Source organism: Anaeromicropila herbilytica (assembly GCF_016591975.1).
GTDB classification, from domain to species: domain Bacteria; phylum Bacillota; class Clostridia; order Lachnospirales; family Lachnospiraceae; genus Anaeromicropila; species Anaeromicropila herbilytica.
The window spans coordinates 4,203,092-4,229,510 of sequence record NZ_AP024169.1 but is presented as its reverse complement, the minus strand read 5'-3'; the positions used below and the strand labels follow the sequence as shown (position 1 = coordinate 4,229,510).

The following is a 26,419-nucleotide window of genomic DNA, read 5'->3' as shown; positions in this document are numbered from 1 at the left end:
AAAAAAAGGTTCTTCGATATATTTTGATTCCAATTTTAACATTAATAGTAACAAGCGGAATCTTATATATTGGAGGAAAACCAATTCATAGTATTGTGTTAGCAGATATCAAATATACCATAGTAAAAGGCTCCCCAACCTATCATTATAGTGAGGATATGGTGAGTCAGAGTGATACCAGTGATGGAAACTTAGAACAAGGCGAAGTGAAGATTCCTGACATAGGTATACAGTATGCGGAACTTATTAGTGATAGATTTGATAGTGCTATACCTATCTATTATGGAGACTCTGAGAAAGAGCTTCAAAAAGGAGTTGGCCAATATATAGGAAGCTATCTTCCGGGAGAAGGAAAAGGTATACTAATCGGTGGTCATGATACAACATTCTTTGAATCATTGGATCAATTACAAGCAAATGATAAGATATCAATTCGTACCTCTTATGGAGAATATACCTACCAAGTAAAAAAGGCGGAGATTCACAAAGCAGATGATTACAATGCTTATGACTTAGAAGCTGACACCGAACAGTTGATTCTATATACTTGCTATCCAATAGGGAAAATAATAACGAATCGGCAAGAAAGGTATTATGTTTACTGCGATAAAATAGATGGTCCTACCATTGTAAAGGAGCCTACCAATGACTAGAGATTCATATAGAAAAAAAAGATACATAATCAGCATACTCATGACATTTATCCTATCGATTAGCATGTTCAGCCTATTCTGTGCGGTAATGATGTATTTCAATTTTGGAGATCAAAAGGTAATAACCAATAGTCTGACCGAAAGTAAATATTATGATAAGGTTGCAAAGGACATCAATGAAAGGATAAAAGAAATAGCAACCAATCATGATATTCCAGAAGAAGTTCTACTTAAAGTAATTAGCTCCGAAAAGATTACTGTGGAAAGTGTTAAGTACATAGAAAGAACATTGCAAGGAAAAGAAGCAAAGATTCATTCAGATGATATTGAAGATGCAATGATAAAGCAAGTAACTTTGTATCTAGCAGATCAGAATGTAACAATCACAGAACAGCTTAAGGATAGTATTCATATACTTGCAAAGGAATGTAAAGTTGTATATGAGAATAAAATAGAACTCAAATTTATTGATTATTATAAACAATATCAAGCAAAGGTATTTCATTGGTTGAAAATTACGATTCCAGTCATATTAGTAATCTTAGCAGTGTGTAGTGTTGTATTAGTAAGAATGTATCGGCTAAAACATCAAGGAGTTCGCTTTCTTGCTTACAGTATGATAGCAACAATCTATTTATCTGTAATAGCTAACATCTTATATAAGCCACTTAAGGGGATGGATATTACACCTGCATACTATAAATCCTTTATAGATACCTATATACAGAAATGTAGAATGCAGAACAATATCTTAATCTATATTGAGATATTTTTATTAGTTCTTATATTGCTAGGAATCAAGGTGTTAAAAAAGACAGCGAAGTAAGAACAATAATGAAAATAGTTAAATAATAGAAAGATAGAGTTTAATTCTAGTGGTACCTAATATATAACAAATAGAGTTAGAGATAAATATAAGTTAGAGCAAATAAGGTCATAAGAGAATGACAGAGATATAACATGGGGCGAGAGTGAGAGGGAAAATATGCAACAGAAGAATAATAAGGGGTACATAGATATACACTCCCACATATTACCGGGAGTAGATGATGGGGCATCTAGCATGGAAGAAACAATTGAAATGCTAAAAATTGCTTATTCAGAGGGAGTTCGAACGTTAGTAGCAACACCACATAATCATCCAGACATGAAATATGATAATCAAAGAGTGCAAGATACTTATGAGGCCGTAAAAGAAGAAGCGAAGAAGCTGTATGATGATCTAGAACTTATCTTAGGAAATGAAATCTATTATCATGATGATGTTGTCTCAGAGTTAAAGAGTAGCAATGCACTAACCTTAGGAGATACATCATATGTTCTCGTCGAATTCGATATCATGATTGAGTTCTCAAAAATGTATAAAGCAATCCGTAGATTAATTGAAGCAAGATATCGCCCTATTATTGCCCATGTAGAACGATATGAATGTCTATATAAGCAGTATGTCAGAGCCCAGGAATTAGTTGAACTAGGAGCATGCATACAGATGAACAGTAGCAGCATCATAGGAGGAATCTTTGATGCCAGAGCTACCTATTGTAGAACTTTAATCGAAAAGAAATTAGTTCATTTCCTCGGAAGTGATTGCCATAACCTAACGACCAGACCCCCACAGATGGAAAGAAGCATTCGGGTTCTAAGAAAGAAGATTGACCCAGCAATCGTGGAGAAATTGACGGTGTTGAATGGAGAGAGGCTTTTGGGGAATAGGTATGTGGAGAGCTGAAGGGTGTGGCAAAGCGTTATATTAGGATTCTAGTACTATAAAATAGACGGTAAAATAATATGATATAAAAAGTATGGAGAGAAATATTATGCCTAAGGTTAAAGAGGAACAACATGTATTTTTAGTTGGTGCAAAAAGTCTTGGTGCCTATGGAGGTTATGAGACTTTCGTAAATAAATTAACTGAGTATCACCAAGATAATAAAAAAATTAAATATCATGTGGCATGCAAGGCAAATGGAGATGGATGCATGGATGAAACTAAAGTGGCAGAGGTCACCAGAATCTCAGATACAGAGTTCTCTTATCATAATGCACATTGCTTTAAGATACACATTCCGAATGTTGGACCTGCTCAGGCTATTTATTACGATATTTTGGCTTTACATGAATGTTGCAAATACATTAAGAAGAAGAAAATCAAGCATCCCATTGTGTATATCATGGCATGTAGAATTGGACCAGTTGCGAGGTACTATTATTATTTAATTCACAAACTGGGTGGCAAGATATATCTCAATCCAGATGGACACGAATGGATGAGAGCAAAGTGGAGTGCTCCAATTAGATGTTATTGGAAAATATCCGAGCAATTGATGGTGAAACATTGTGACCTTGCTATTTGCGATTCAGTGAGTATCGAGAAGTATATCCATGAGTGCTATGATGGAAAAGGCATTAAAGGGTCAGATCCGAAGACCACGTTTATTGCTTATGGTGCAGAAACTAGAAAAAGTCAATTTGATGATAATGAACCAAAACTACTAGATTGGTACCAGAAGAAAGGCTTGAATGCAAAAGGATATTATCTCGTTGTTGGTAGATTTGTTCCAGAGAATAATTATGAAATTATGATTCGAGAGTACATGAAGAGTAGGAGCAAACGTGATTTTGCCATTATAACCAACGTTAATGATAAATTTTTAGATGAGTTGGAAAGAAGAGTTCATTTCAGAAGCGATAAGAGAATCAAGTTTGTTGGTACTGTATATGACCAGGAACTGCTAATGAAAATTCGCGAAAATGCTTATGGTTATTTTCATGGTCATGAGGTTGGTGGCACTAATCCTTCTCTGCTCGAAGCACTAGGCTGTACAGAATTGAATTTATTATTGGATGTTGGATTCAACCGCGAAGTGGCAGAAGAATCTGCTGTTTATTGGAATAAAGATGAGGGCAATCTTGCTGAACTGATTAATAGGGCAGATCAGATGAGTGAAATAGAAATTAGGGCTATGGGAATAAAGGCAAAGAAACGAATTGAAGAAGCATATAGCTGGCAGTCTATTTGCAATAGATATGCAGATATATTTCTATATAGCGTAAGGTGACAATAGGAGTGATAATCAATGCGAATATTACATTATTTTCTAGGATTTCCTCCCTATAGGACGGGAGGTTTAACAAAATATGCATTTGATCTGATGCAAGCCCAGTATTCACAAAATCATAAAGTAATAGCATTATGGCCTGGACAGATGGGTATTTTGTTCAAGAAAACTGCAATAAAGAAGAGGAAAAATGTAAATGGCATTGAAAATTATGAGATTATTAATCCTCTTCCGGTTCCGTTAGATGAAGGAATAATCGAGTTTGATGAATATATGAAATCTTGTGGTTTGGAAGTTTACATAGAATTCTTAGAAAAGTTGAATCTAAATGTAATACATATTCATACATTGATGGGGTTACATAAAGAATTTTTGGAAGTTGCCAATGCACTGAAAATTAGAATAATATTTACTTCACATGATTATTTTGGATTGTGTCCAAAGGTAACGCTTTATCGTTATGGAGTTCAATGTGAAGATGATCATGGTTGTAAAGATTGTATCCAGTGTAACAATCTTGCTTTATCAATTAAGAAAATTCAATTAATGCAATCTCCAATTTATAGAATTTTAAAGAACTCTTTTTTCATTAAGTACTTACGTATACAGCATCGAAAAGAATTTTTTACTAATGAGGTTATTCCATTGATGGAAATACATGAAACAGATGCAATTGATATAGCTAGCAATTATAGAATATTAAGAAGTTATTATATTAAAATGCTTTCTTGTGTAGATTTAATACATTTCAATTCAATTCTTACGGAGTCGGTTTATCAGAAATATTTTATTCCGAAAAAGAGTAGAGTTATGACAATAACACATAAAGGCATTACAGACAATCGTAAAGTTAATGAATGGAAGCCAGGGGAGATTTTGAAAATCACATGTCTTGCGCCTGCTAAACCATTTAAGGGATTTTTAATACTGAAACAGGCGTTAGATGATTTGTGGGATTCAGGACAACATAATTTTGAGTTAAAATTGTTTGGTCCGGTTCCTGATATTGCATCTTATATGAGGGTTCAAGAGGAAGGATATCAATACGATCAACTCAGCTCTATTATGGCTGAGACAGATGTATTAGTTGCTCTTAGTATTTGGTATGAAACATTTGGTTTTACAGTCTTAGAAGCGATTAGCTATGGAGTACCAGTTATTGTGAGTGATCATGTGGGGGCTAAGGACATTATTGGTGATGGTGGAATTGTTGTAAAAGCTGGTTCAAAAGACGAACTAAAAAAAGAAATACTTTCATTAACTCCAGATAAATTAAAAAAGTTAAGACTTGCCATTCAAAAAGATTCAAAGATTAAAACATGGCAACAGTTTTTAAATGAGAATAATAGCTTATATTTGGGATTATTATAGGATTGCTATTTTGGATTAAAGAGGGATAAATTATGGAGCAAATAATATTGATTCTAGACAAAATGGATTATAAAAAGAAAGAGCCAGAATTAAAGAAACTCTTTACTACTCAACAGAATGTGAAAATTTATTATACGGAGTATGAAGATTCTTTGAGTCGTAAAGTATGTAAATGGAAATATGTTGGTGAGTTTCTATTTCATATCCTCTATTGGTGGAAATCATTTAGATATGCTGTGAAAATTTATAAGAATAACGACAGCGCAAAAGTAATTTGTATAAATCCAATAGTAGGTAGTTTTATCGGAATGCTAAATAAAAAAGGAAAATTTTCAATTACACTAGCTGGATTTCTTTTTGAACCTAAGAAAAGCAATTTATATTATTCGATACGAAAAAAACTTGTTTCAAAGTTTCTTAATAATATTAATAATATTGTGGTTTATGCTAAAAATGAAGTGAATTATTATGAAAAAATTTTTAAAGTAAATAATTTTAAATTTGTTCGATATGGTATTGATTATGAAGCACATGATAAATACTCGGGAGTATTACCAAATAATTATATTTTTTCTGGTGGACGTAGTAATAGAGATTACCATACGTTAATAGAAGCATACAATCGAATTAGAGAGGAAGTCCAACTAAATTTATGCATTGCAACAAGGCCTGTTGTTCTGCAACATGAGAATATAAGTCATATAGAGGTATTAAAAGATGTTGTTTTGGAGAACTTCGGAAGCGCAATGGAATCTGCTAAATTTGTTGTACTTCCATTGGTTGAAACAGAAATATCTGCAGGTCATCAAGTATTACTTGAGGCTCTTGAGAGAAATATGGTAGTTCTAGTTAATCGTATTAAAGCGGTAGAGGATTATGTAACAGATAGTCAAGTAGTTTTTTATGAATCTGAAAACCCTCAAGAACTATCTAAAACTATAAAGTATGTTAACGATAACTATGAAGAAGTAAAAGAAAAATTTAAGAATAATAGAGAATATTATTTAAATAATTATACATTTACTAGATTTATTGAACGATTACTTTTGTTATAAAAAATATAATAACATTCGGAGGAATTTTAGTGATGGCGAACGCATTATTTAAAAAAATATTTTGGAAATTACCGATTAGCCAGTCATTTAAAAATAGAATCTATCAGAAAAGGTTTAAAAGAATATTAGACAGAGAAAAAATATATGATGAGCAGGGAAACATTACAATTACTAATGATTCTAAATTGATAAATGAGTATGTAAAATATGTTTTTGGGCTATATGGAAAAAAGTCTGATCAATATTCACCTTATGTCAAACATAAAAAAATTGATACAGATATTCATCTGGTTGCATATTATCTAACACAGTTTCATCAAAATATGTACAATGATGAATGGTGGGGTAAAGGAACAACTGAATGGAATAATGTAAATCAAGCAGTACCACAATTTGTAGGGCATTATCAACCAAGAAAGCCCGGTGAATTAGGCTATTATGATCTGAAATCTAAGAATACTTTTGTACGTCAAATTGAATTGGCACAAAATTATGGAATAGAAGCTTTTTGCTACTATTACTACTGGTTTGATAATGGTGAAAGACTTCTAGATTATCCTCTGAATCTATTTCTAGAAAATAAAGATTTAGATATGAAGTTTTTTTATTGTTGGGCAAATGAGAATTGGACTAGGCGTTTTTCAGGAACTAATGATGATATCTTAATGAAAATTACTTCAACTGTAGATAATTACCAACAGTTTATTGAATCAGTAATTTCAGATATGAAAGATGAAAGGTATTATCGTATAAATGGCAAGCCGGTTCTTTCTGTTTATTTGCCAAGTTCTATACCTGAACCTGAAAAAGTCTTAAGTTATTGGCGGGAAAAAGCAATAAGTGAATTGAAGATAGATTTATACATAATTGCAGTTCAGGAGCGTGATATAACATTCAATTGGATGAAAGTTGGTTTTGATGCTGAATCTGAGTTTCAACCAAAACAAATCTATATGAACTGTAAAAATATAACAAAAAAAGTTAATCCTATTAGATCTGATTTTGCTGGAGTTGTATATGATTATGCAGATGCAGTTAAAGAAAAAGGTTACATTTCAACTATAAATCAGAAAAAAAAGGTTTTTCCAGCAGTAATGCCAATGTGGGATAATACAGCGCGCAGAAATTTTCGTGGTTCAGTTTACCATGGTTCAACACCAGAACTGTACAGAGAGTGGTTAAGTGACATTGTAGGTAGAATGAAAAAGCGTGAAGAATTTGAGGATAAATTAATATTTATTAATGCGTGGAATGAATGGGGAGAGGGTGCGTATATCGAGCCAGATGATTTTTATGGTTATGCATACTTGGAGGCGACGTATCAAGCTTTAAACGATAAAAAATAAAGAGAGGTGAAATTGTGTTTGAAAATAAAATAAATTCAAGGTGCAAGTCAGCCATTTTTTTTCTTTTGATGTTTTATCCAATCCTTCCAATGAACTACTATTTATCAATATTCAGTTTTGTAAATATTTGTTCCATTCTTATTGTTACAATATATATTTTAGGAAGCAGAAATTCAAAAATATTTCCTGTTTTTAAATACAATTTCTTTTTTTGGATGTATTTAATTATCTATGCTATCTTAGCAATTTCAACTGCTAACTTTTTAAAAGGTTTTGCATGGATTATAACAGAGATAATTGTCAGTATAATTCTTATACAATTAATAACATCTGAGAAAGACATTTATCGTATTATAGAATTAATTATTATCGCTTCTATATTTTTAAGCTTAATAGGTTTGATAGAGAGTTTTTCACATACATACTTGATTCAAGCATCCATTTTTAAAGGGTGGAGTGATAGTTTACGATATGGTATTTTGAGATGTTCAGGTCCCTTCGGTCATCCTATTAATTTTGGCTTTTATCAGGCAATTGCTGCCTTACTTGCATTTTACAGATTAAATAGTAAATTAGAAAAGAAAAAGAAAAAATGGTATAGACTTGCATATTCTTTGGCTGTTATTACTATGTTTTTAACTATATCAAGATTAGCAATTTGCTTTTTTGTTGCAACCCAATTAATTTTGATTATTTTAATGGGACAGCGAAAAGCAATAAAGTATTTATGCATAATTTTTTTAGTTGCAGTAGGAGCAATAATAGCTTTGGACACATTTGGCGTAGAAGGTTATGTATTTATAAGTGATTTTTTTGTTTCTTTAGGCAGATTAGTCGGATTCAAAGGTCAAGCTAGTAGTTCGGGTATTATTGGATTTGGAAATCGATTTGATTTATATGAATGGGTTATTAATGATGTAGGAAGCAACTACATTTTTGGTAAGGGTGTCGGAGCTGAGTTTGCATATAAATTGACAGATTGGTTTACTAAGACATCTATTGAGGTTAATTATTTATATATATATTTTCAATGTGGTTTGGTTGGATTAATTGCACTTATATTAAGTTATGTAGGTAGTGTTAGATATTTCTGGAAAAAACGTAAATATTCATTGCCTAATGAAAATAAATTGACCTATATAAGGGTTCTCCTTGTTATTCTGGTTTTATATTATGTGTGTTTATTTGGAGTGCAGGAGACAGATTTGACGAGGTTGCATTGTGAGTTAATCTCATTAGGAATTGCGTATTATCGTATTTGTCGTTATAAATGTCAAGTTTTAATGACACACTAGAAACTTTTGTAGGAGAGTTAATAATGTCAGCGAGTAAAGGAAAAAAGGCAAGTATTTTATATTTATTTGCTACACTTTTTAATAAGGGAATTGCCTTTTTAACGGTGCCTATTTTTACTAGATTGTTATCCACAAATGATTATGGAATTGTTACAACATTTAATTCTTGGGTGGACATTTTAACAGTCGTCCTTAGTTTAGCATTATATATGTCTATACGAACGGCATTTGTAGATTTTAAATCAGATAAAAAGGAATTTTTGAATACAGTTATTACGTTTACTCTAATTATTAGCGTTGGTGTAGGGATACTGACTTTTTTTTTCAGTAAATTAATCACCGGATTAGGAAGTGTAATAGTTCTTTTTGCAGTGCTTCAAGGAGCAGCAAGCGCTTTAATGATGGATTATCAGCAGTATTTAATGATGGATTTAAGATATATTCAGCGCTCTATATATATGGCATTACCTAATTTTTTGGCTGTAATTTTTTCAGTTGCCTTTATTTATTATTTAGATTTAGATAATATGTATTTTTGTCGTATTATTCCAACGATGGTTGTCTATTTAATATTTGGGTTAATTATTATTACAAAAACATATGCTAAACAGAGACCATCTATTAATAAAAAATACCTTAAGTATGGGCTTGGAATATCACTTCCTTTAGTACTACACGGTATTGCATTAAATATACTTTCACAAGCTGATAGAACTATGATAACGGTGTTAGCTAATGCCTCTCAGACAGGAATTTATAGTTTGGTCTATAATTTTGGTATGATATCAGCTGTATTAACAACAGCGCTTGATGGGGTTTGGCTTCCATGGTTTATGATAAAAATCAAAGAAAAGAACACCCAGGAAATTAATAAATGTGCAAGTGATTATATTAAACTTATGACTTGCGCAATGGTAGGGCTAATATTACTTGGACCAGAGTTACTTAAATTTTTAGCAGCACCAATATATTGGGAAGGAATTAGTATTATTCCTCCTATTGTTTTAGCTAATTATTTTATATTTATGTATACATTTTATGTTAATGTCGAACATTTTCATAAAAGAACAATGGGAATTACATTTTATACAATAATTGCGGCAGCAGTGAATATTATATTAAATTACATATTTATCCCAAAGTTTGGATATATTGCTGCTGCATATATAACGTTGATATCATATATGCTTGCAATGGCTTTACACGCAAGGCGTTCTAAAAAATTGGAAGAAGGGTTATTTCCTTTTATTATATTTGCTGGTCCGTTGGCTATTATTTTGATTTCAACAACTTTTTATTATTTGTTTTTAGAAGAATGGATTTTGCGTTGGATACTTATGATTATTATTGTTGGTGCAATCGCTTTAATAGAACGTAGAACTATTAAATTTTATCTTGGTGGGAGTAAAGGATAGGTAGAGTAAGAATATATAAATATGAGGTGATTAATTAAGAAGAGAAAGGAATGATAAAGAATATGAAAATAGGACTTATATCGCATTTAATTAGAGATTATAATCTAGGATGTTCAGCTTTAGCTATTTCTAATTTGAAATTAATGGATGAAGTTTTTGAAAAATATAATATTACTGTTGAATATGTAGTAATATTAGCTGAATCCGGTGAAAAAAGAGATTTGGAAGCTTATACTTCACTTGAAGGGTTTACAAAGAATAAATTTTCATATAAAACATATCCGAGACCAAAGAATATGTTGTTAAGACCTTGGATTTTAAAAGCTACACATGCTTTTGAACAGTGTGACTACGTTATTGACTTATGTGGTGGTGATGGATATACAGATAATTATGGAATTAAGCGTATTTTTGCTGAATCTATTCCTATTTTGGGATGTAAGCTGAATCAGATTTGTGCTTTTTTTGGACCTCAAACTATAGGACCTTTTAATACAAAATTAGGGGAAATTGTAGCTAGGAATACTCTAAAAAAGTTGAAAGTAATTTTTGTCCGTGATCAAAGTTCCTATCAATGTTGTAAAAAACTCGGTTTTGAAAATAAAACATATCAAGTTATTGATGTTGCATTTGCATTGCATTTTACAAAACAATACTTCAATAATAATAAATTTAATATTGGAATAAACGTATCAGGACTTTTATATAATGGTGGATATAATCATGACAATTATTTTAAATTGTCTTTTTCATATAAAGATTTTATTGACAAGTTAATTGATAAGCTCTGTGAAATGGAAAATGTTCAAGTACATTTAGTTCCACATGTTATTTATGATAATAAAAATGTGGATGATGATTACTCAGTTTGTGAAAAATTACATAGTAATTTTCCGGATACAATTTTACCAGGAAGATTTGGATCAGCCATGGAGGCTAAAAGTTATATATCAGGAATGAATTTATTCTCAGGTGCAAGAATGCATTCAACAATAGGAGCGACTTCAAGCTGTGTACCAGTAATACCAGTAGCATATAGCCGTAAATTTAATGGATTATTTGATACTCTTGGGTATCCATACTATATTGATGCAAAAACTACTATGGGGGTTGATAGTGCTATTGATCAATTTATGGATTATATGAATAATTTAGAGGATTTAAAAAAGGGTATTAAAAATGCAGAAAAAATATATCATGCTAATCTAATTAAGTATCAAGAGTTATTGGTGCAAGTTATGGAACTTAATAACATAAATTAAAGTAGGAAAATATAATGGAGAATAAAAGCATTGAGTATAAATACTGTTGTGGTTGTGGTCTATGCAGTCATTTTGTAAATGGAAATATAAATGAGCAAGGCTATTATAGACCAAGTGAAAAATCTTTTTTAACTAATTTTGATACATCAATTTGCTATTGTAATCAGGTAGGAGTTAAAACAAAAAACGGAATGTGGGGTTTGCTAGAGGGAATATATTATGGTTACGCTATTGATTCCCAAATTAGAAAAAAGGCCTCATCTGGTGGCATACTTACAGCAATCGCATGTTATTTATTGGATGAAAGAATAGTAGATCAAGTTGTTCAAATAGCTACATCAAAACATGATCAGATGAAGACAGAAGTTGTATGGAATTCTACTTCCCAAGATGTGAAACAGTGCTGTGGCTCTCGATATACAGCATCAGCATCGTTAGAAGGGTTATTAGATAATATCGACACCAGAAGGAAATATGCTGTTATAGGAAAACCGTGCGATATACGAGTTTTACGTGCTTATCTAGAAAAAAGTAAAGAATTGAATAGTACAATTTTATATTTATTAACTTTTTTCTGTGGAGGAACTCCATCTACTCAAGCTAATGACAAATTGTTAAAACGTATGGGATTGAAACGAAATACATTGCAATCTTTTATTTATAGAGGAAATGGTTGGCCTGGGAAAACATCTGGAGTGGATATAGAAGGAAATATTGCAACAGTCGAGTATGAGGAATCTTGGGGAAAAGTACTCGGTAGAGATATTCAAGATATCTGTCGTTTTTGCTGGGAAGGTGTAGGAGAGGCAGCTGACATCAGTTGTGGAGATGGATGGTACTTAGAAGATAATCAACCATCCTTTGAAGAAAGAGAAGGCAGAAATGTTATCTTTGCTAGGACTAATAAAGGAAATAAATTATTGATGGACATGCAAAGTGCTCATATTGTTCAGCTAGAGAATATAACTGACACTAAAATTATAGAAAAAATCCAACCAGGTCAACTAATGAGAAAAGGTTCCATGTTTTCAAGAATATTAGCAATGAAGCTTATGGGGAAAAAGATTCCTAGGTATTCGATTATCAAATTATTACCATATGCTAGGTCACTATCATTTAAGTTAAATATACGTATGTTTGCCGGAACTGTAAAGCGTATTTTGAAAGGTAAAATTCAATAAGAAATTATAAATGAAAAGAAAATGGATAATAAATCGTGACCCAATAAATATGCTTAATTGGGTCACGATTTATGTTATCTAGTTATTCTGTTTGAACATTTATTTTGTGCAATGATAAGTCAGATTCAATTATACAAATTTCTTAATCCTTACTTAAACAAAAAATCAATATCCGTTAATCCCTTAAATTTTCTAACAATATTCTGTGTTCCATACAGAATCTCATCTTTCGAGAAATCATGTTCTTCCAAATAATCCTCGTCAAATTCGTTGATATGAACATAGAAGGATAATGCTAATTCGAATAGGTTTTCATCATCAAAATCTAAGAATTGGTATAGCTCATTTTCAGCTTCGTTGATATTTCCCTCATCAGCTAACTGAATAATTTTCTTATATAGGTGGTCAAGTTCCTCTAAGTTAGTACCGTTTGGTAAGTAACCTGGCTCTTGTTTTCCTAAATATAATTTGGAAACGGAATCTATAACATCTTTTACTTTTCTTGAAGCATAGTCTTTCTTTAAACTCATATTTATTCGCATCCTTTCAAGGGTTTGGTAATTATAGTATCATTTTCTGGACGAATATTCAAGGTTCTTGGACTTCATTATATTTGAAATTTATTTATTTCATCATTCAGCTTTTTCGATATACTTTCCATTTTATGTGCATAGCCTGCTATTTCTTCTGTACTTGCTAACGTTTCTTCTGCACCTGCAGCCATTTCTTGTGATGATGCAGATACTTCTTCTGCCACTGAAGTTATACTATCTACATTATCAACAATTATATTCTTAGATTCCATTGTTGTCTGTAATGACATATATGTTTCCGTTACAAAAGGTCCAATATTAGATAAGGAACTTAATAGATCATCAAACGCTGTCTTGGCACTTTGAGCAGTAGTTGATTGATGATCAACCATATCAGTTACAATAGCAGAATTGTCTAGTACACTCTTAGTCTCATCACTAATTGACTCAACTAATCCTTGTATCTCATTTGTAGCATTCTTCGTCTGTTCGGATAATTCTCTGACTTGCTCGGATACAACAACAAATCCTCTTCCAGCTTCACCAGCTCTTGCGGCTTCTATTGCAGCGTTAAGAGCGAGAAGATTGGTTCGATTAGAAATATCGTTAATAACATTTGTAATAATACTAACTTCTGACATACTAGAATTAAGACTATTAATTTTAGCCGCTTGTTCTTGGAAGGAATACTTAATTTTCTCTATTGATGTTAATAAAATATCAATTTGCTGTTTTCCAATGATGGCTTTTTCTTCTGTCAAAGTTGAGCTTTCTTTAACACCATTGATTTTATCATATATGTTGTCTAATTCAGCTGCTAATTTGAATACATGATCAGATATTTGGACCAAATCACTAGCTTGTTGCTCCGCACCTTTGGCAACTTCTTGCACGGCATTTGTAACCTCACCAGTTGTTACAGTCATTTGTGTTGCATTCAAGCTTAGATTAGAGGACATATTACTAACTTCAAGAGAACCAGTCTTTATCGTTTTCATGGTATCTTTTAAGTAATCTTTCATTACATTAAAACTATCACATAATGCTCCAATTTCATCTTTGCGTTTTATTTCAATCGAATCTCTTAAATCACCTTGTGCAATTTTCCCAGAGACAAATACAAGCTTTTTCAAAGGATTAGTTATCCCCTTTGATATCCTAATAAGTATCATAGATGCAACAATGAAAGCTATGATAGCAACTATAATAATAATAATGAGCATATGTATAAAAGTATCGTTCACAGTTTTCATAGAAAGACCGATATCTATAGCACCTAATAATTTATTTCCATCAAAGACAGGAGTTAACACATCATATACTTGCGTTCCTTCATCATTAAATATGGATGAATATTTTTTCCCTTCTACTGCCGCACGTTTGCTTCCATAGTCATGTACTTTATCACCTATACTGGATTTATCACTATTTGCGGTTAGAACTAAGTTATTGTCAATAAATACTGCATAATTGATATTTTTATGTTTAGCCAAATTATCCATTATAGTTTGAAGTGCAATCTCATTATATAGATCCTGTGTTGAATTAGATATAATACCAATCTGAACCGTCGCAATTCCTTTTTTTCCTACGTAACCATATTTGTAATAATCACCAGTTTCTCTGCTCTGTCTAATGTTTTCCACCAAGAAACTCTTATCTCCACTTATAACAGGGTAAGCGATATGTTTATTGTCAAAAGAGGATCCCACACTTGTACTTATATTGGAAAAGATAATGTTACCTTCTTTATCAATATAGTTAACTTCATCTAAATTAAATTGTTTTGCAACTTTAGTTAAATATTGATTATCAACTTTATTAGCATTATTTAGGATAAATGATCCAGTTGTTTTAATTTTGTCTGCGATTGATTGATCAATGGAATCCGTTGTCTTGATATTGATCGCTACTTGAGATTTTATTTGCTCAGCTAAATTCGAACCATCCGTTTTCATTTGCTGAATCAAACTGTCTCGACTAATCTTCATAGCAAAAATAGTTATTGCCAAGATCACTATAAATATAATGATTAGTGGTACAAATAAAATCTTAAATTCAACAGAACTCCTTTTTTTGATTTTTCCTACAGTTTCTTGTTTACCTTTTGTTCTCATGTTTACTCCTTCATTTGTAAATAATATTCATTAAGCGTACTTATTGTAATAGAGCTTATTATTTGTACTCGTTCTAACATAAGCTTACTTAAAGCAGTTCCTAGTTGTTTTTCATAATCTTGATATAAGGCGATGATAAAATACTCACAAGGAACCTTCCTATTATATACTGAGTTTACAATAATTTCAAAGGTTTTGTAATAATACGGTGAAATTTGCGTTATCAACAATTTTAACTGAATTCCTCTTTCGTAGTTTCCCCACAGCTACTTGTTCCCCTTCTCTTCTCATGATTACGCCCCTTCTTTTGTAAATAGAATTCATTAAGAATACTATTAAAGTAGATAAACTATAGTTGTAATCATTTTAACATAGTTCAAGTGTTTATCTCAACTGTATTAAACTGTAATATACAACCAAGGTGGTAGGGGAGGGAGCAAATATGATTAACGAAAAATATTATGATGGATTTGAAGTAGAAGTAATATTTTATTATTATGATAATAAGGAAAATCAAAATAATTTTATCTATAAAACTATAGTTTATCTAATAAATAGTATAAAATGCTCAACATTTACCAAAATATGCCGATAACCCTTTATATAAATGTATATAAAGGAGGGATAATATGTCCATTAGTAGCGTAAGTAATAGCCAATCATTAGGCACAGAGCATCAGAAGAACCTATACCAGGCGTCCTATCATAAGCTTGATAGAGAGAAAACATCTTATGCCAAAACAATAACAGATCTAACCAGTGATGCTATGAAAGGTGCAATTGAGAAAGTTAATGATATCAATATTCTAACGACATCAACAGAGACAGAAGAGGAGCAATTTAAAGTTAAGGTAAATGATGATACTGGGAATACGGATACTAGTGATTTTGAATATTTTCTTAATCACATGAAGGGTCTAAGCAAAGAACAGACAACGACTCTTAAGAGTGCAATAAATGCAGCAACAGATACCTTAAGTAATACCCAGTGCCAAAGCGATACATATGGCCTTAGAATTGCTCAGACGAATCTGGAATTCAAGTATATTTCTGAAAGATTAGTTCCAGAGGAATATAGAGATAAGTTTAATTCTTATGTTGATGATATGACGAATCAATTATCCAATCATTTTGTGAATTTTGAAAAAATATTTGCAGAGCAGATGATAGGTACAAACGATTCTAACCTTGTTAACCTTGGTTGGAAGCAAAAAGGAAAAGATATGTTAGATACCGTTAATGGCGGAATGGATGATTTTCAATCATCTATGAGGCAATTTACTCAGCTTTATAACGGAGTAGATGTACAAGATTCCAGTAAAGTGAAGAGTCAGATTGATAATATCTACAAGACGATTATTACAAATGGAGGGTCACGAAGTAAGGATCTTGCTACGGAGATTAAAAACCTGTCCGAAAAATGGAATGGAGTTATGGATGCACTAGGTGAGAAGAACAACAAATTCACAACATCTATAAATAGAGTAGTGTAAATATTAATTAAAATTCAATCAATACGTGTAAATGTTGAATAGAAAACATTTACACGTATTTTTTATTGGTAAAAACACAATTAACTGGTTATTAGATATTCAAAAGGAAAATACTGAAATAACTACCAGCTTACATTATTCGACAATACTTGACATAAAGAGGAAATGAAAGTAAGATAAATATAAGATACAAAACTCAATACTAGAAAGGCGTAGTAATAGATGAATGATTCGAAAAATCGTAACCAGAAACGAAGAAAAAATAGGCTTTATAAGAGATATAGAAAATATAAAAAGAATCAAAGAAATTTTATGAGTACAAAAGGACTTAATTTTGAAACCTGTAAGGTTACTTTAATCTATCTTTTAACAGGTGCATTGTGGATTACTGTTTCTGATAAAGTACTGTTAATATTTACAAAGGATATTCAAGTATTAAAGCAAATGCAACTCTATAAAGGATGGTTCTATGTTATTGTAACAGCAGCTATATTCTGCTATATCATTCGAAGATCTTTTCAGTCGCTTACCTATTATGATAGACTAACTGGTCTGCCTAACCGTGCATATCTTGAACAAGAAGCCCTAAAGGCAGCAAGGCATAATCAGAAATATGCTGTAATAATCTTAGATATTGATAATTTTAAACATTTGAATGACATCATGGGATATGAAACCTCAGATAATTTTATAAAGGAATTTGCTATGGATATATCAGCATACCAATTCGAGTCGAAAGGAGGAATCGTAGCTAAGATTATAGGAAATGAATTTGCAATTCTTATAAAAGGAGTAGAGGAAACAAGAACTCTGTGTGAGCAATTAGATTATCTTCTAAAAAAGATTCGTGGTCAATGGGAAATAGAAGAAAATCAATTTTTTATTACTGTAAGTATGGGAGCTTCACTATATGGGGAGCATGGAACTGAATTTAAGACATTAATGCAAAGAGCAGAAATTGCTATGTTTGAACAGAAAGCAAAGGGGAAAGACGGGTTTACAATCTTTGAAAATTGCATGCATCTCAATAGTATAAAGTTTATACAATTAAGCAATCGATTAAGAGAAGCACTTCCGAACAAGGAATTGTTACTATATTTTCAACCTCAATATGACATAAGAACTGGTGAATTATTCGGACTAGAGGCACTTATTCGTTGGAATCATCCAACCAAAGGATTTATTCCACCAATTGAATTTATTTCGATCGCAGAGAAGACTGGATATATAGTAGAACTTAGTGAATGGACGTTAAAAACAGCAATCGAACAAAAAAGGGAATGGGATAAAAAAGGATTACCTTCAGTGAAAATAGCCATTAATATGTCGGGTTGCGTGATAACAAATACGAAGGTATTTGAGAATATCTGTAATATACTAGATGAATTAAAGATTCAGCCTGGAGAGATTGAGGTAGAAGTTACAGAAACAGCAGTTATGATGGAACTAGATAAAGCCAAGATTCATTTACAGAAGCTAAAAGAATATGGGATATCAATTGCAATTGATGATTTCGGTAGTGGTTATTCGTCGCTCAATTATTTAAACCTATTACCGTTTGATATACTAAAGATAGATTATGAATTTCTAAATAAAATAAAGAATAAGGAGGATGAATCCCTAATCTATCAAACAATTATTCGATTAGCACATGATATGAATTTAAGTGTTATTGCAGAAGGTGTAGAAACAATTGAACAATTAGAATTTTTAAAAAAATATCAGTGTGACATAGGTCAGGGTTATTACTATTGCAAGCCAATTCCTGCAATTGAAATAGAAAAGTTGTTATTATCAGAGATTTCAATGGTACATGAAACGCTAGATTGAAGTGTTTTAGAAGGTGAGAGAATATGTTAAAGAAAGTGAGAAGAAAGAATTTATCAATAAAAGGCCTGATTATTTTATACTTTACTATTTTAGTTATAACCATTGCAATAGTAATTAGCTGCACTTTTATATCGAATTGGAATGGAACAATTTGTGATGCTTTAAAAAATATCACGATTGATACAACAAATCGTATTACAAGTAAATTAGTCTATTCAGATGGAATTCCAACTTCGGGTCAATTAGGAGCTTCACTGCTTGGTAAGATGAAACAACAAGATTACAGTGAAGGTAAAGATATAGAACTACATAATAATGTTGAATTAATTCTAGAAAGGAGTGTTGAAGAACAAGAGGGTTATGCATTTATTGTTGATAAAGCATCTGGGGGATTAATCGCAACATCATTTTCTGAAAAGAGTATGAGAGAGAGTAAGAGTATAAATGACTTAGAGAATACGGTATTTTATTATGCTTATATTAAATATCTAAATTCCACAAAAAATAATTTTATAATTCGTTCTGATAAAGGAAAACTTTGTTTTGATTTTAAAGAATATAATAATGGTGCCAGGAAGTGGGTCATTGTTACTGCAATTCCTTTGAATTATCTAAGTACAATTATTGAGGAAAGTATAAAATGGATTGTTATTTTTGTGATATTTGTAGTTATCGTATCACTTGTAGTTCATTATTATATGATTAAGAAACTATTTAGGCCGTTAGATAATCTGAAAGAAGTGGTCGAACAATTCTCAAGGGGGGACCTAGATAATAGAGTCAGAACAGTTCGCGATGATGAAATTGGATGTCTTTCTGATACATTTAATCAAATGGCAAATACAATCTCATGGTTAGTGAACGGTCTTGAGGATACGGTTAGTGATAGAACTTCTGAGTTAGAGGTAATAAATAGTGAATTAGTAGTACGTAAAAATCAACTACAGCTCATTCTTGATTCAACAGCAGAAGCAATCTATGGAATCGATGTTAATGGTAAGTGTACGTTTTGTAACAGGAGTTGTATTGAATTATTAGGATATGAAAGCCAAGAAGAGTTATTAGGAATGCATATGCATAGATTAATTTATGGTAGTAATAATGATGATATAATTAATGATGAATATGAAAAAGCGAAAGTCTATTGGGAGAATAATCAGTCTTATTGTAAACAAGATGTGTTTAAAAAGAAAAATGGTACAAGTTTTGATGTGGAGTTCTATTCCCATCCTCAATTTATCAATGGGGAAATTGTGGGTGCAGTTATTACCTTTATGGATATTAGTGAGCGTAAGAAGAATCTAGAAAAGATCAGATATCTTAGCAATCATGATTCGTTGACTGGATTAATTAATCGAGGATATTTTGAAGAAACGTTGAAGAACTATGATAAAACAGAAAAATTACCATTATCCTTAATCTTTGCTGATGTGAATGGACTAAAGTTAGCAAATGATATATTTGGCCACTCTTCTGGAGATTTACTGATTAAGGAATGTGCAGATGTTCTAAAGAATTCTAGTCGTGGGGAGGACATTGTTGCAAGAATTGGTGGAGATGAATTTGTTATGATCTTGCCAAATACAAGCTCAGAGGATGCTAAGAGCATAATGAATAATATTAAGAATTCTATTACTAAGATAAATATTAACGAGATTACAAGTAGTATTTCCTTAGGATATGACACGAAAGTTGTAGAATCACAGAATATCAAGGATACTATGGAAAATGCTGAGAATGAGATGTATAAAGAAAAAACTCTGACACGTAAGAGTTTTACCGTAGAAACATTAACATCTATTTTTGAATCTCTTCATCATAAGAATCCCGAGATACAGATTCATTCCGAAGGAGTAAGCTCATTATGTGAGAAAATGGGAATCGAATTAGGACTGTCGGATAATGAAGTTAAAAAAATAAAAGATGCAGGTTATTATCATGACATCGGTAAGATTATAGTCTGTAAGGATATCTTAGAAAAGGAAGAACTTACAGAAAGTGAAATACGAGAATTACAACAACATTCCGTAGTAGGATATCGAATTCTGAATCTTTTTGATGAGACGCTTGATCTTGCGAATGGTGTATACAGTCATCATGAAAGGTGGGATGGTACGGGTTATCCAAAGGGATTAAAGGGAGAAGAAATTCCTCTAGTATCTAGGATTATAGCCATTACAGAAAAATATCAAAAATGGGTAACGGATTCGAAACTGAGTAAATCCGAGGATATCAGTGAAGTATTAGAGAAAATAAGAAATGAATCAGGTAAGAAATTCGACCCTGAACTTACTGAAATATTTATTAAGATGATTCAGAAGAACCAAGTGAAAGAAAAAAAAATAAGCTAAAAAAATGCCTTTGTAGAAGTTAGTCTTCTATAAAGGCATTTTTAAATTAACTTTTCATTTAGAAACGTCTTAAACAAGTTATTTAAAAATATTACTTGACCGTTACCCTACGTCATTCCCTATAATGATATTGTTAAACAAACCAAAGTGAAAAGGTTATCATTAGGATTGGAATATTTGTTAACACATGCAAGATAAAGGATAGAAAAAGGAACTATAGAGTAAAGAAAGTATAGATTAAGGAAAGAATAAAGACTAGAAATATAATAAACCAATCACAAGATAAAGAATAAACAATAAGAGCAAAATGAATAAATTAATTAGGGAGGATTACAATGAAAGGTATCATACTAGCCGGAGGTTCCGGTACAAGACTATATCCATTAACGATGGTAACGTCAAAGCAATTATTACCAATCTATGATAAACCGATGATATACTATCCGTTATCCGTGTTAATGGATGCAGGAATCAGGGACATCCTAATCATCTCAACACCAAATGATACACCAAGATTTGAAGCATTATTAGGAGATGGTCAACAATTTGGAATCCATCTACAGTATGCAGTACAACCATCACCTGATGGCTTGGCACAAGCATTTGTGATAGGAGAAGAGTTCATTGGTAATGATAACGTAGCAATGATTCTAGGAGACAATATCTTCCACGGTCATGGTCTAAAGAAACGACTACTTGCAGCAGCTAATAAGAAAGTAGGTGCAACTGTATTTGGATATTATGTTGATGATCCAGAAAGATTCGGTATTGTAGAATTCGATTCCAATGGAAAAGCCATCTCCATTGAAGAAAAACCAGAGAAACCAAAGAGTAATTATTGCGTAACTGGCCTATATTTCTATGACAATCGTGTAGTAGAATATGCGAAAAATCTAACCCCTTCCGCAAGAGGAGAATTAGAGATCACCGATCTCAACCGTATCTATCTAGATAAGAATGAACTAGATGTAGAACTATTAGGACAAGGTTTCACCTGGCTAGACACTGGAACTCACGATTCCTTAGTAGATGCAACCAACTTCGTAAGAACCGTAGAGACGCATCAACATCGTAAAATAGCCTGCTTAGAAGAAATCGCCTACAATAATCACTGGATTACAAATGATCAGATGATGAAAGTCTATGAAGTTATGAAAAAGAATCAATATGGTGCTTACCTAAAAGATGTCATGGATGGTAAGTACATTGATAAATAGGGCGGTTACGATACTTCGCAGTAAAAGAAGTTCGTTGAATACTTGATAAATTCAGTGGTAGGTTATCTAAATTACCATGATTCAAACTTTGACATCTTACGTTCCATTTCCTTGTTTGGAAGTTACTAATGTTTTATTACTTTGATAAAACAGATATAAAAAGTCCAAACTCCTCACTTCGTTCGTCAAACAGTGAACTTTTTATATCTAAATCAAAGTTATAAAACATAAGTAACTTCACAAACTCGTCAAAGTCACGACAATGTCAAAGTTTGAATCATGGTAATTAATATACTGCGGGACTGAATTTATCAAGTATAGGTTACGTTTTTGACTGCGAAGTAGCTGTAATGGTGAAGTAGGCAATAGAAAACTGTTTATATAAACTTTGTGAGCAAATGCTCAACAAAAATTTGATAAAGCAAATCTTTTTTCTACTATATTTATATCTTCTTACTATTTTTAGTTAACCAAAAAAATATAAAATATAAGTTATAAAAATATTAATGATATAAAATATGAATCATCAAGTAATCAATTATTTAATAATTAATTTAATATAATGAATCAATCAATAATCGGTAACGTAGCAAGGTAAGATAAATCAGCCCTCCATAACGTAGCATATCCTAGTGGACTTGGTGCCTTAATCAGACGCCTTATTTCTTATTTGAGAATCTCCTTATGGAGTTGCGATATGGTATAGATGACAAAAAGCTCGCTGTTTGACGACCAGAGGGAGGAGTTCGAGTTTTTGGCATCTGTCATACCAGATCACAACTCCATTAGGAGATTCCAAATCAGAAATCGAAGTCTGATTAAGGCACCAAGTCCACTAGGATTCAGGTGATGCCCCAAAGGCTGATTTATCTACCTCCACAACCAACCGATTAGCCAAGTTGATACAACAAAAACCCCCAAGGAGGACAAAACAATGAAAATATTAGTAACCGGCGGCGCAGGCTTCATCGGAGGCAACTTCGTACATCATATGGTAAATAAATATCCAGATTACCAAATCGTAAACCTAGATCTATTAACTTATGCAGGTAACCTTGAAACACTTAAACCAGTAGAAGATAAACCAAATTATAAATTTGTAAAGGGAGATATCGCAGATCGTCCATTTATCATGGACTTGTTTGAGAAAGAACAATTTGATATCGTAGTGAACTTTGCAGCAGAAAGTCACGTAGACCGCTCAATTACAGATCCAGGACTTTTTGTACAGACCAATGTAATGGGTACCCAAGTTCTATTAGATGCTTCCAAAGCATATAATGTAAAGAGATACCATCAAGTATCGACCGATGAAGTATATGGAGATCTTCCTTTAGACAGGCCTGATCTATTCTTCACAGAAGAGACTCCACTTCATACCTCTAGCCCATATAGTAGCTCTAAGGCAAGTGCTGATTTATTTGTACTAGCTTACCATAGAACATTTGGACTTCCTGTAACGATATCAAGATGTTCTAATAATTATGGACCATATCATTTCCCAGAAAAACTAATTCCACTTATGATTAGTCGTGCTTTAGCAAACGAAGAGTTACCAGTGTACGGAAAAGGGGAAAATATTCGTGACTGGCTTCATGTATCTGACCACTGTGAAGCAATTGACCTTATCATTCACAAAGGTAGAGTGGGAGAAGTATATAATGTCGGTGGACATAACGAGAGAACCAATCTTGAAGTAGTTCAGACAATCTTAAAAGCACTTGATAAGCCAGAAAGTCTAATCCGTTATGTAACAGACCGTCCAGGGCATGATATGCGTTATGCGATTGATCCTAAGAAATTAGAGGATGAATTAGGATGGAAACCACAATATAATTTTGATACTGGTATTGCGATGACTATTGAATGGTATCTAAATAACAAAGAGTGGTGGCAGAATATCCTTACAGGTGAATATTCTAATTATTTTGATAAAATGTATGGAGAACGATTAGTATGAGAGTATTAGTGACAGGTGTAAAAGGCCAACTTGGATATGATGTGGTAAATGAACTTACAAAGCGTAACCACACGGCAATTGGTGTTGATATAGAAGAAATGGATATTACAGATGTAGGATCTGTTGATAAAGTAATTAAGGAAAGTAATGTTGAAGCAGTCATTCATTGTGCTGCATATACCGCAGTGGATGCAGCAGAAGATAATGAAGAACTTTGCCGTAAGGTAAATGCTACGGGTACTGAGAATATAGCAAAAGTATGCAAAGAGCTTGATATTAAGATGATGTATATTAGTACAGATTATGTATTTAATGGTGAGGGTGTGAATGCGTTCTCTCCTGACGATGAAAGAGAGCCTATTAATATCTATGGACAAACCAAATACGAAGGTGAACTTGCAGTTGAGAATAATCTAGACAAATATTTTATCGTTCGAATCGCTTGGGTATTTGGCGTGAATGGTAAGAACTTTGTTAAGACGATGCTAAATCTTTCAAAGACAAGAGATAGCCTTACGGTAGTGGATAATCAAGTTGGTTCTCCAACCTTTACTTATGACTTAGCAAGATTATTAGTTGATATGATTGAAACTGATCAATATGGTAAATATCATGCAACGAATGAAGGCTATTGTAGTTGGTATGAATTTGCCTGCGAGATATTTAAAAAAGCAGGAGCATCGATGAAGGTGACTCCAGTAAGTAGCAGCGAATATGGTGCTTCAAAGGCAAAGAGACCAAGCAATAGTAGATTGAATAAAGATAAGTTAGAAGAGAATGGGTTTAAGAGACTTCCTTCTTGGCAAGATGCAGTGGAAAGATATTTGAAAGAAATAGAAGAGTAAAAAATATCATATAATTCAATCTTAGAATAATTAAAAGCAAGTAAGAAAAGAGGAAATACAAATGGGTAAAATTAAAGTTACATCATGTGATATTGAAGGATTATATATCATTGAACCTACGGTTTTTGGAGATGAACGTGGTTATTTTGTAGAGACTTATAATAAGAATGATTTTGTGGAAGCAGGACTTAATATGGAATTTGTGCAAGACAATCAGTCGATGTCAGTTAAAGGTGTATTAAGAGGTCTACATTTTCAAAAGCAATATCCACAAGGAAAATTAGTTCGTGTAGTAAGAGGAGCTGTATTTGACGTTGCAGTTGACCTAAGAGCTTCCTCAAAAACATATGGTAAATGGTATGGTGTTGAATTATCCGCAGAGAACAAGAAGCAATTCTATATTCCAGAAGGGTTTGCTCATGGATTCTTGGTTCTATCTGATGAAGCAGAATTCTGCTATAAATGTACCGACTTTTATCATCCAAATGATGAAGGTGGTCTATTATGGAGTGATGAAGCAATCGGCATTGACTGGCCGATAACAGAAGATATGAAGCTTATTATATCTGAAAAAGATCAGAAATGGCTTGGAATTAAGGATACCTTTCGTTTCTAGGATATAAGAATACTATTTGGTTACCTTATTTCGTGTATGTAACAGTATGGAGATTATTATGCTTGAATTCGTCTTAAATGATATTATAAGTGACTTTCGTTATATTCCTCATGCATTGCTTGGAGGAATCCTTGCAACCATAATATTGGAGTGCTATTTGGGTGTAACACATGCAACTATCAAAAATAGAATTGTAAAGAATACAAGTGATAATAATATAAGAATAAAAAATACAACAATAAAAAAAGATAATATAAAAGATAGTAGAATTCCATATGCGATACGTAATTTCCTTAGTATCGCATATGGAATTCTAGTTTTGGATATTACAGTAATATCAAGACCTGCAGGCTCTAGAGATCAAGTGAATCTAATATTATTCGGTACAATAGGGGATAATGCCTGCATGAATTCTTACGTTATTGAGAACATTCTATTATTTATACCACTTGGGATATTGGCACCAATCGTAATAAATAAAATGAGATATTTTCGATATACAATAATATTTGGATTATTCTGTAGTATGATGATTGAAATCATACAATTGATTACTGAGCGAGGTTATTTTCAATTAGATGATCTGATTATGAACACATTAGGGGCTGGAATTGGATATGGAATCTATAGAGTCATAAAGATAATTCGATAAATTCGATCGTTATTTTTATGACTTTTGTTTTCAATCAAGGTAATTTAGATAGTTTATATTCAGTTATTTAGACATATACACTTAGTAAACTAGACTAAGAATTTTGATATCCTGATCAGTTAATAAATGAAAGCAAAAGCACAATATAATTTTACATAATAAACTAAA

The 26,419-nt window shown here is 32.1% G+C and carries 22 protein-coding genes; 20 read left to right on the top strand and 2 right to left on the bottom strand.

The window, feature by feature from the left end:
- The first annotated feature begins 23 nt into the window (after positions 1–23).
- The 11 genes from bsdtb5_RS17985 to bsdtb5_RS17935 all read left to right on the top strand — a co-directional run bounded on the left by bsdtb5_RS17985 (position 24) and on the right by bsdtb5_RS17935 (position 12,637).
- Positions 24–653, top strand: a complete 630-nt coding sequence (locus bsdtb5_RS17985; protein WP_271713343.1) for a class D sortase — start codon at positions 24–26, stop codon at positions 651–653.
- On the top strand, positions 646–1,479 hold the full coding sequence (locus tag bsdtb5_RS17980; RefSeq protein WP_271713342.1) for a hypothetical protein: 834 nt from the start codon (positions 646–648) through the stop codon (positions 1,477–1,479). The genes bsdtb5_RS17985 and bsdtb5_RS17980 overlap by 8 nt, the downstream gene beginning before the upstream one ends.
- Before the next feature lie 159 nt (positions 1,480–1,638).
- The gene (locus bsdtb5_RS17975) at positions 1,639–2,382 is read left to right on the top strand and encodes a CpsB/CapC family capsule biosynthesis tyrosine phosphatase (protein ID WP_271713341.1); all 744 of its coding nucleotides are present in this window, start codon (positions 1,639–1,641) and stop codon (positions 2,380–2,382) included.
- Between the two features lie 88 nt (positions 2,383–2,470).
- Complete coding sequence (gene cps2T, locus bsdtb5_RS17970; RefSeq protein WP_271713340.1) at positions 2,471–3,712, top strand: beta 1-4 rhamnosyltransferase Cps2T; 1,242 nt, start codon at positions 2,471–2,473, stop codon at positions 3,710–3,712.
- 18 nt (positions 3,713–3,730) lie between these two features.
- On the top strand, positions 3,731–5,083 hold the full coding sequence (locus bsdtb5_RS17965; protein WP_271713339.1) for a glycosyltransferase: 1,353 nt from the start codon (positions 3,731–3,733) through the stop codon (positions 5,081–5,083).
- A gap of 32 nt (positions 5,084–5,115) precedes the next feature.
- Positions 5,116–6,138: a glycosyltransferase gene (locus bsdtb5_RS17960; RefSeq protein ID WP_271713338.1), complete on the top strand. Its 1,023-nt coding sequence runs from the start codon at positions 5,116–5,118 to the stop codon at positions 6,136–6,138.
- Positions 6,139–6,170: 32 nt separating this feature from the next.
- Complete coding sequence (locus bsdtb5_RS17955) at positions 6,171–7,484, top strand: glycosyltransferase WbsX family protein (RefSeq protein WP_271713337.1); 1,314 nt, start codon at positions 6,171–6,173, stop codon at positions 7,482–7,484.
- Between the two features lie 14 nt (positions 7,485–7,498).
- Positions 7,499–8,779, top strand: a complete 1,281-nt coding sequence (locus tag bsdtb5_RS17950; RefSeq protein ID WP_271713336.1) for an O-antigen ligase family protein — start codon at positions 7,499–7,501, stop codon at positions 8,777–8,779.
- Between the two features lie 23 nt (positions 8,780–8,802).
- Complete coding sequence (locus tag bsdtb5_RS17945) at positions 8,803–10,194, top strand: lipopolysaccharide biosynthesis protein (protein ID WP_271713335.1); 1,392 nt, start codon at positions 8,803–8,805, stop codon at positions 10,192–10,194.
- 50 nt (positions 10,195–10,244) lie between these two features.
- Positions 10,245–11,456 carry a polysaccharide pyruvyl transferase family protein gene (locus tag bsdtb5_RS17940; protein WP_271713334.1) on the top strand — a complete coding sequence of 404 codons (1,212 nt, stop codon included), beginning with the start codon at positions 10,245–10,247 and terminating at the stop codon, positions 11,454–11,456.
- A gap of 14 nt (positions 11,457–11,470) precedes the next feature.
- On the top strand, positions 11,471–12,637 hold the full coding sequence (locus bsdtb5_RS17935) for a Coenzyme F420 hydrogenase/dehydrogenase, beta subunit C-terminal domain (protein ID WP_271713333.1): 1,167 nt from the start codon (positions 11,471–11,473) through the stop codon (positions 12,635–12,637).
- Positions 12,638–12,786: 149 nt separating this feature from the next.
- Here the strand turns inward: bsdtb5_RS17935 and bsdtb5_RS17930 are convergent, their stop codons facing one another.
- Together bsdtb5_RS17930 and bsdtb5_RS17925 are read right to left on the bottom strand one after the other, a co-directional pair.
- Positions 12,787–13,167, bottom strand: a complete 381-nt coding sequence (locus bsdtb5_RS17930; protein ID WP_271713332.1) for a DUF6483 family protein — start codon at positions 13,165–13,167, stop codon at positions 12,787–12,789.
- A gap of 77 nt (positions 13,168–13,244) precedes the next feature.
- On the bottom strand, positions 13,245–15,287 hold the full coding sequence (locus bsdtb5_RS17925) for a methyl-accepting chemotaxis protein (protein WP_271713331.1): 2,043 nt from the start codon (positions 15,285–15,287) through the stop codon (positions 13,245–13,247).
- 442 nt (positions 15,288–15,729) lie between these two features.
- Between bsdtb5_RS17925 and bsdtb5_RS17920 the strand changes: the two genes are divergently transcribed.
- The 9 genes from bsdtb5_RS17920 to bsdtb5_RS17880 all read left to right on the top strand — a co-directional run bounded on the left by bsdtb5_RS17920 (position 15,730) and on the right by bsdtb5_RS17880 (position 26,251).
- Positions 15,730–15,882: a hypothetical protein gene (locus tag bsdtb5_RS17920; protein WP_271713330.1), complete on the top strand. Its 153-nt coding sequence runs from the start codon at positions 15,730–15,732 to the stop codon at positions 15,880–15,882.
- Between the two features lie 34 nt (positions 15,883–15,916).
- Positions 15,917–16,780 carry a hypothetical protein gene (locus bsdtb5_RS17915; RefSeq protein ID WP_271713329.1) on the top strand — a complete coding sequence of 288 codons (864 nt, stop codon included), beginning with the start codon at positions 15,917–15,919 and terminating at the stop codon, positions 16,778–16,780.
- A gap of 222 nt (positions 16,781–17,002) precedes the next feature.
- Positions 17,003–18,610 (top strand): putative bifunctional diguanylate cyclase/phosphodiesterase, encoded by a 1,608-nt coding sequence (locus bsdtb5_RS17910; RefSeq protein ID WP_271713328.1) that lies wholly within the window; start codon positions 17,003–17,005, stop codon positions 18,608–18,610.
- Positions 18,611–18,633: 23 nt separating this feature from the next.
- Positions 18,634–20,961 carry a diguanylate cyclase gene (locus tag bsdtb5_RS17905; protein WP_271713327.1) on the top strand — a complete coding sequence of 776 codons (2,328 nt, stop codon included), beginning with the start codon at positions 18,634–18,636 and terminating at the stop codon, positions 20,959–20,961.
- 335 nt (positions 20,962–21,296) lie between these two features.
- The gene (gene rfbA / locus bsdtb5_RS17900) at positions 21,297–22,178 is read left to right on the top strand and encodes a glucose-1-phosphate thymidylyltransferase RfbA (RefSeq protein ID WP_271713326.1); all 882 of its coding nucleotides are present in this window, start codon (positions 21,297–21,299) and stop codon (positions 22,176–22,178) included.
- Positions 22,179–23,112: 934 nt separating this feature from the next.
- On the top strand, positions 23,113–24,138 hold the full coding sequence (rfbB, locus tag bsdtb5_RS17895) for a dTDP-glucose 4,6-dehydratase (RefSeq protein ID WP_271713325.1): 1,026 nt from the start codon (positions 23,113–23,115) through the stop codon (positions 24,136–24,138).
- Positions 24,135–24,983 carry a dTDP-4-dehydrorhamnose reductase gene (rfbD, locus tag bsdtb5_RS17890; RefSeq protein ID WP_271713324.1) on the top strand — a complete coding sequence of 283 codons (849 nt, stop codon included), beginning with the start codon at positions 24,135–24,137 and terminating at the stop codon, positions 24,981–24,983. The genes rfbB and rfbD overlap by 4 nt, the downstream gene beginning before the upstream one ends.
- 61 nt (positions 24,984–25,044) lie before the next feature.
- Positions 25,045–25,599, top strand: a complete 555-nt coding sequence (gene rfbC, locus bsdtb5_RS17885) for a dTDP-4-dehydrorhamnose 3,5-epimerase (protein WP_271713323.1) — start codon at positions 25,045–25,047, stop codon at positions 25,597–25,599.
- 58 nt (positions 25,600–25,657) lie between these two features.
- Entirely contained in the window at positions 25,658–26,251 is a 594-nt protein-coding gene (locus bsdtb5_RS17880; RefSeq protein ID WP_271713322.1) for a VanZ family protein, read from the top strand.
- Positions 26,252–26,419 lie beyond the last annotated feature (168 nt).

Excerpts from the sequence above, each read along its gene's own strand:
- bsdtb5_RS17955 (WP_271713337.1), top strand. The coding sequence starts at position 6,171 with ATGGCGAACGCATTATTTAAAAAAATATTTTGGAAATTACCGATTAGC.
- cps2T (WP_271713340.1), top strand. The coding sequence starts at position 2,471 with ATGCCTAAGGTTAAAGAGGAACAACATGTATTTTTAGTTGGTGCAAAA.
- bsdtb5_RS17930 (WP_271713332.1), bottom strand. The coding sequence starts at position 13,167 with ATGAGTTTAAAGAAAGACTATGCTTCAAGAAAAGTAAAAGATGTTATA.
- bsdtb5_RS17940 (WP_271713334.1), top strand. The coding sequence starts at position 10,245 with ATGATAAAGAATATGAAAATAGGACTTATATCGCATTTAATTAGAGAT.
- bsdtb5_RS17915 (WP_271713329.1), top strand. The coding sequence starts at position 15,917 with ATGTCCATTAGTAGCGTAAGTAATAGCCAATCATTAGGCACAGAGCAT.
- bsdtb5_RS17965 (WP_271713339.1), top strand. The coding sequence starts at position 3,731 with ATGCGAATATTACATTATTTTCTAGGATTTCCTCCCTATAGGACGGGA.
- bsdtb5_RS17880 (WP_271713322.1), top strand. The coding sequence starts at position 25,658 with ATGCTTGAATTCGTCTTAAATGATATTATAAGTGACTTTCGTTATATT.
- rfbA (WP_271713326.1), top strand. The coding sequence starts at position 21,297 with ATGAAAGGTATCATACTAGCCGGAGGTTCCGGTACAAGACTATATCCA.
- bsdtb5_RS17925 (WP_271713331.1), bottom strand. The coding sequence starts at position 15,287 with ATGAGAACAAAAGGTAAACAAGAAACTGTAGGAAAAATCAAAAAAAGG.
- bsdtb5_RS17960 (WP_271713338.1), top strand. The coding sequence starts at position 5,116 with ATGGAGCAAATAATATTGATTCTAGACAAAATGGATTATAAAAAGAAA.
- rfbC (WP_271713323.1), top strand. The coding sequence starts at position 25,045 with ATGGGTAAAATTAAAGTTACATCATGTGATATTGAAGGATTATATATC.
- bsdtb5_RS17910 (WP_271713328.1), top strand. The coding sequence starts at position 17,003 with ATGAATGATTCGAAAAATCGTAACCAGAAACGAAGAAAAAATAGGCTT.
- rfbD (WP_271713324.1), top strand. The coding sequence starts at position 24,135 with ATGAGAGTATTAGTGACAGGTGTAAAAGGCCAACTTGGATATGATGTG.
- bsdtb5_RS17905 (WP_271713327.1), top strand. The coding sequence starts at position 18,634 with ATGTTAAAGAAAGTGAGAAGAAAGAATTTATCAATAAAAGGCCTGATT.
- bsdtb5_RS17980 (WP_271713342.1), top strand. The coding sequence starts at position 646 with ATGACTAGAGATTCATATAGAAAAAAAAGATACATAATCAGCATACTC.
- rfbB (WP_271713325.1), top strand. The coding sequence starts at position 23,113 with ATGAAAATATTAGTAACCGGCGGCGCAGGCTTCATCGGAGGCAACTTC.
- bsdtb5_RS17945 (WP_271713335.1), top strand. The coding sequence starts at position 8,803 with ATGTCAGCGAGTAAAGGAAAAAAGGCAAGTATTTTATATTTATTTGCT.
- bsdtb5_RS17975 (WP_271713341.1), top strand. The coding sequence starts at position 1,639 with ATGCAACAGAAGAATAATAAGGGGTACATAGATATACACTCCCACATA.
- bsdtb5_RS17935 (WP_271713333.1), top strand. The coding sequence starts at position 11,471 with ATGGAGAATAAAAGCATTGAGTATAAATACTGTTGTGGTTGTGGTCTA.
- bsdtb5_RS17920 (WP_271713330.1), top strand. The coding sequence starts at position 15,730 with ATGATTAACGAAAAATATTATGATGGATTTGAAGTAGAAGTAATATTT.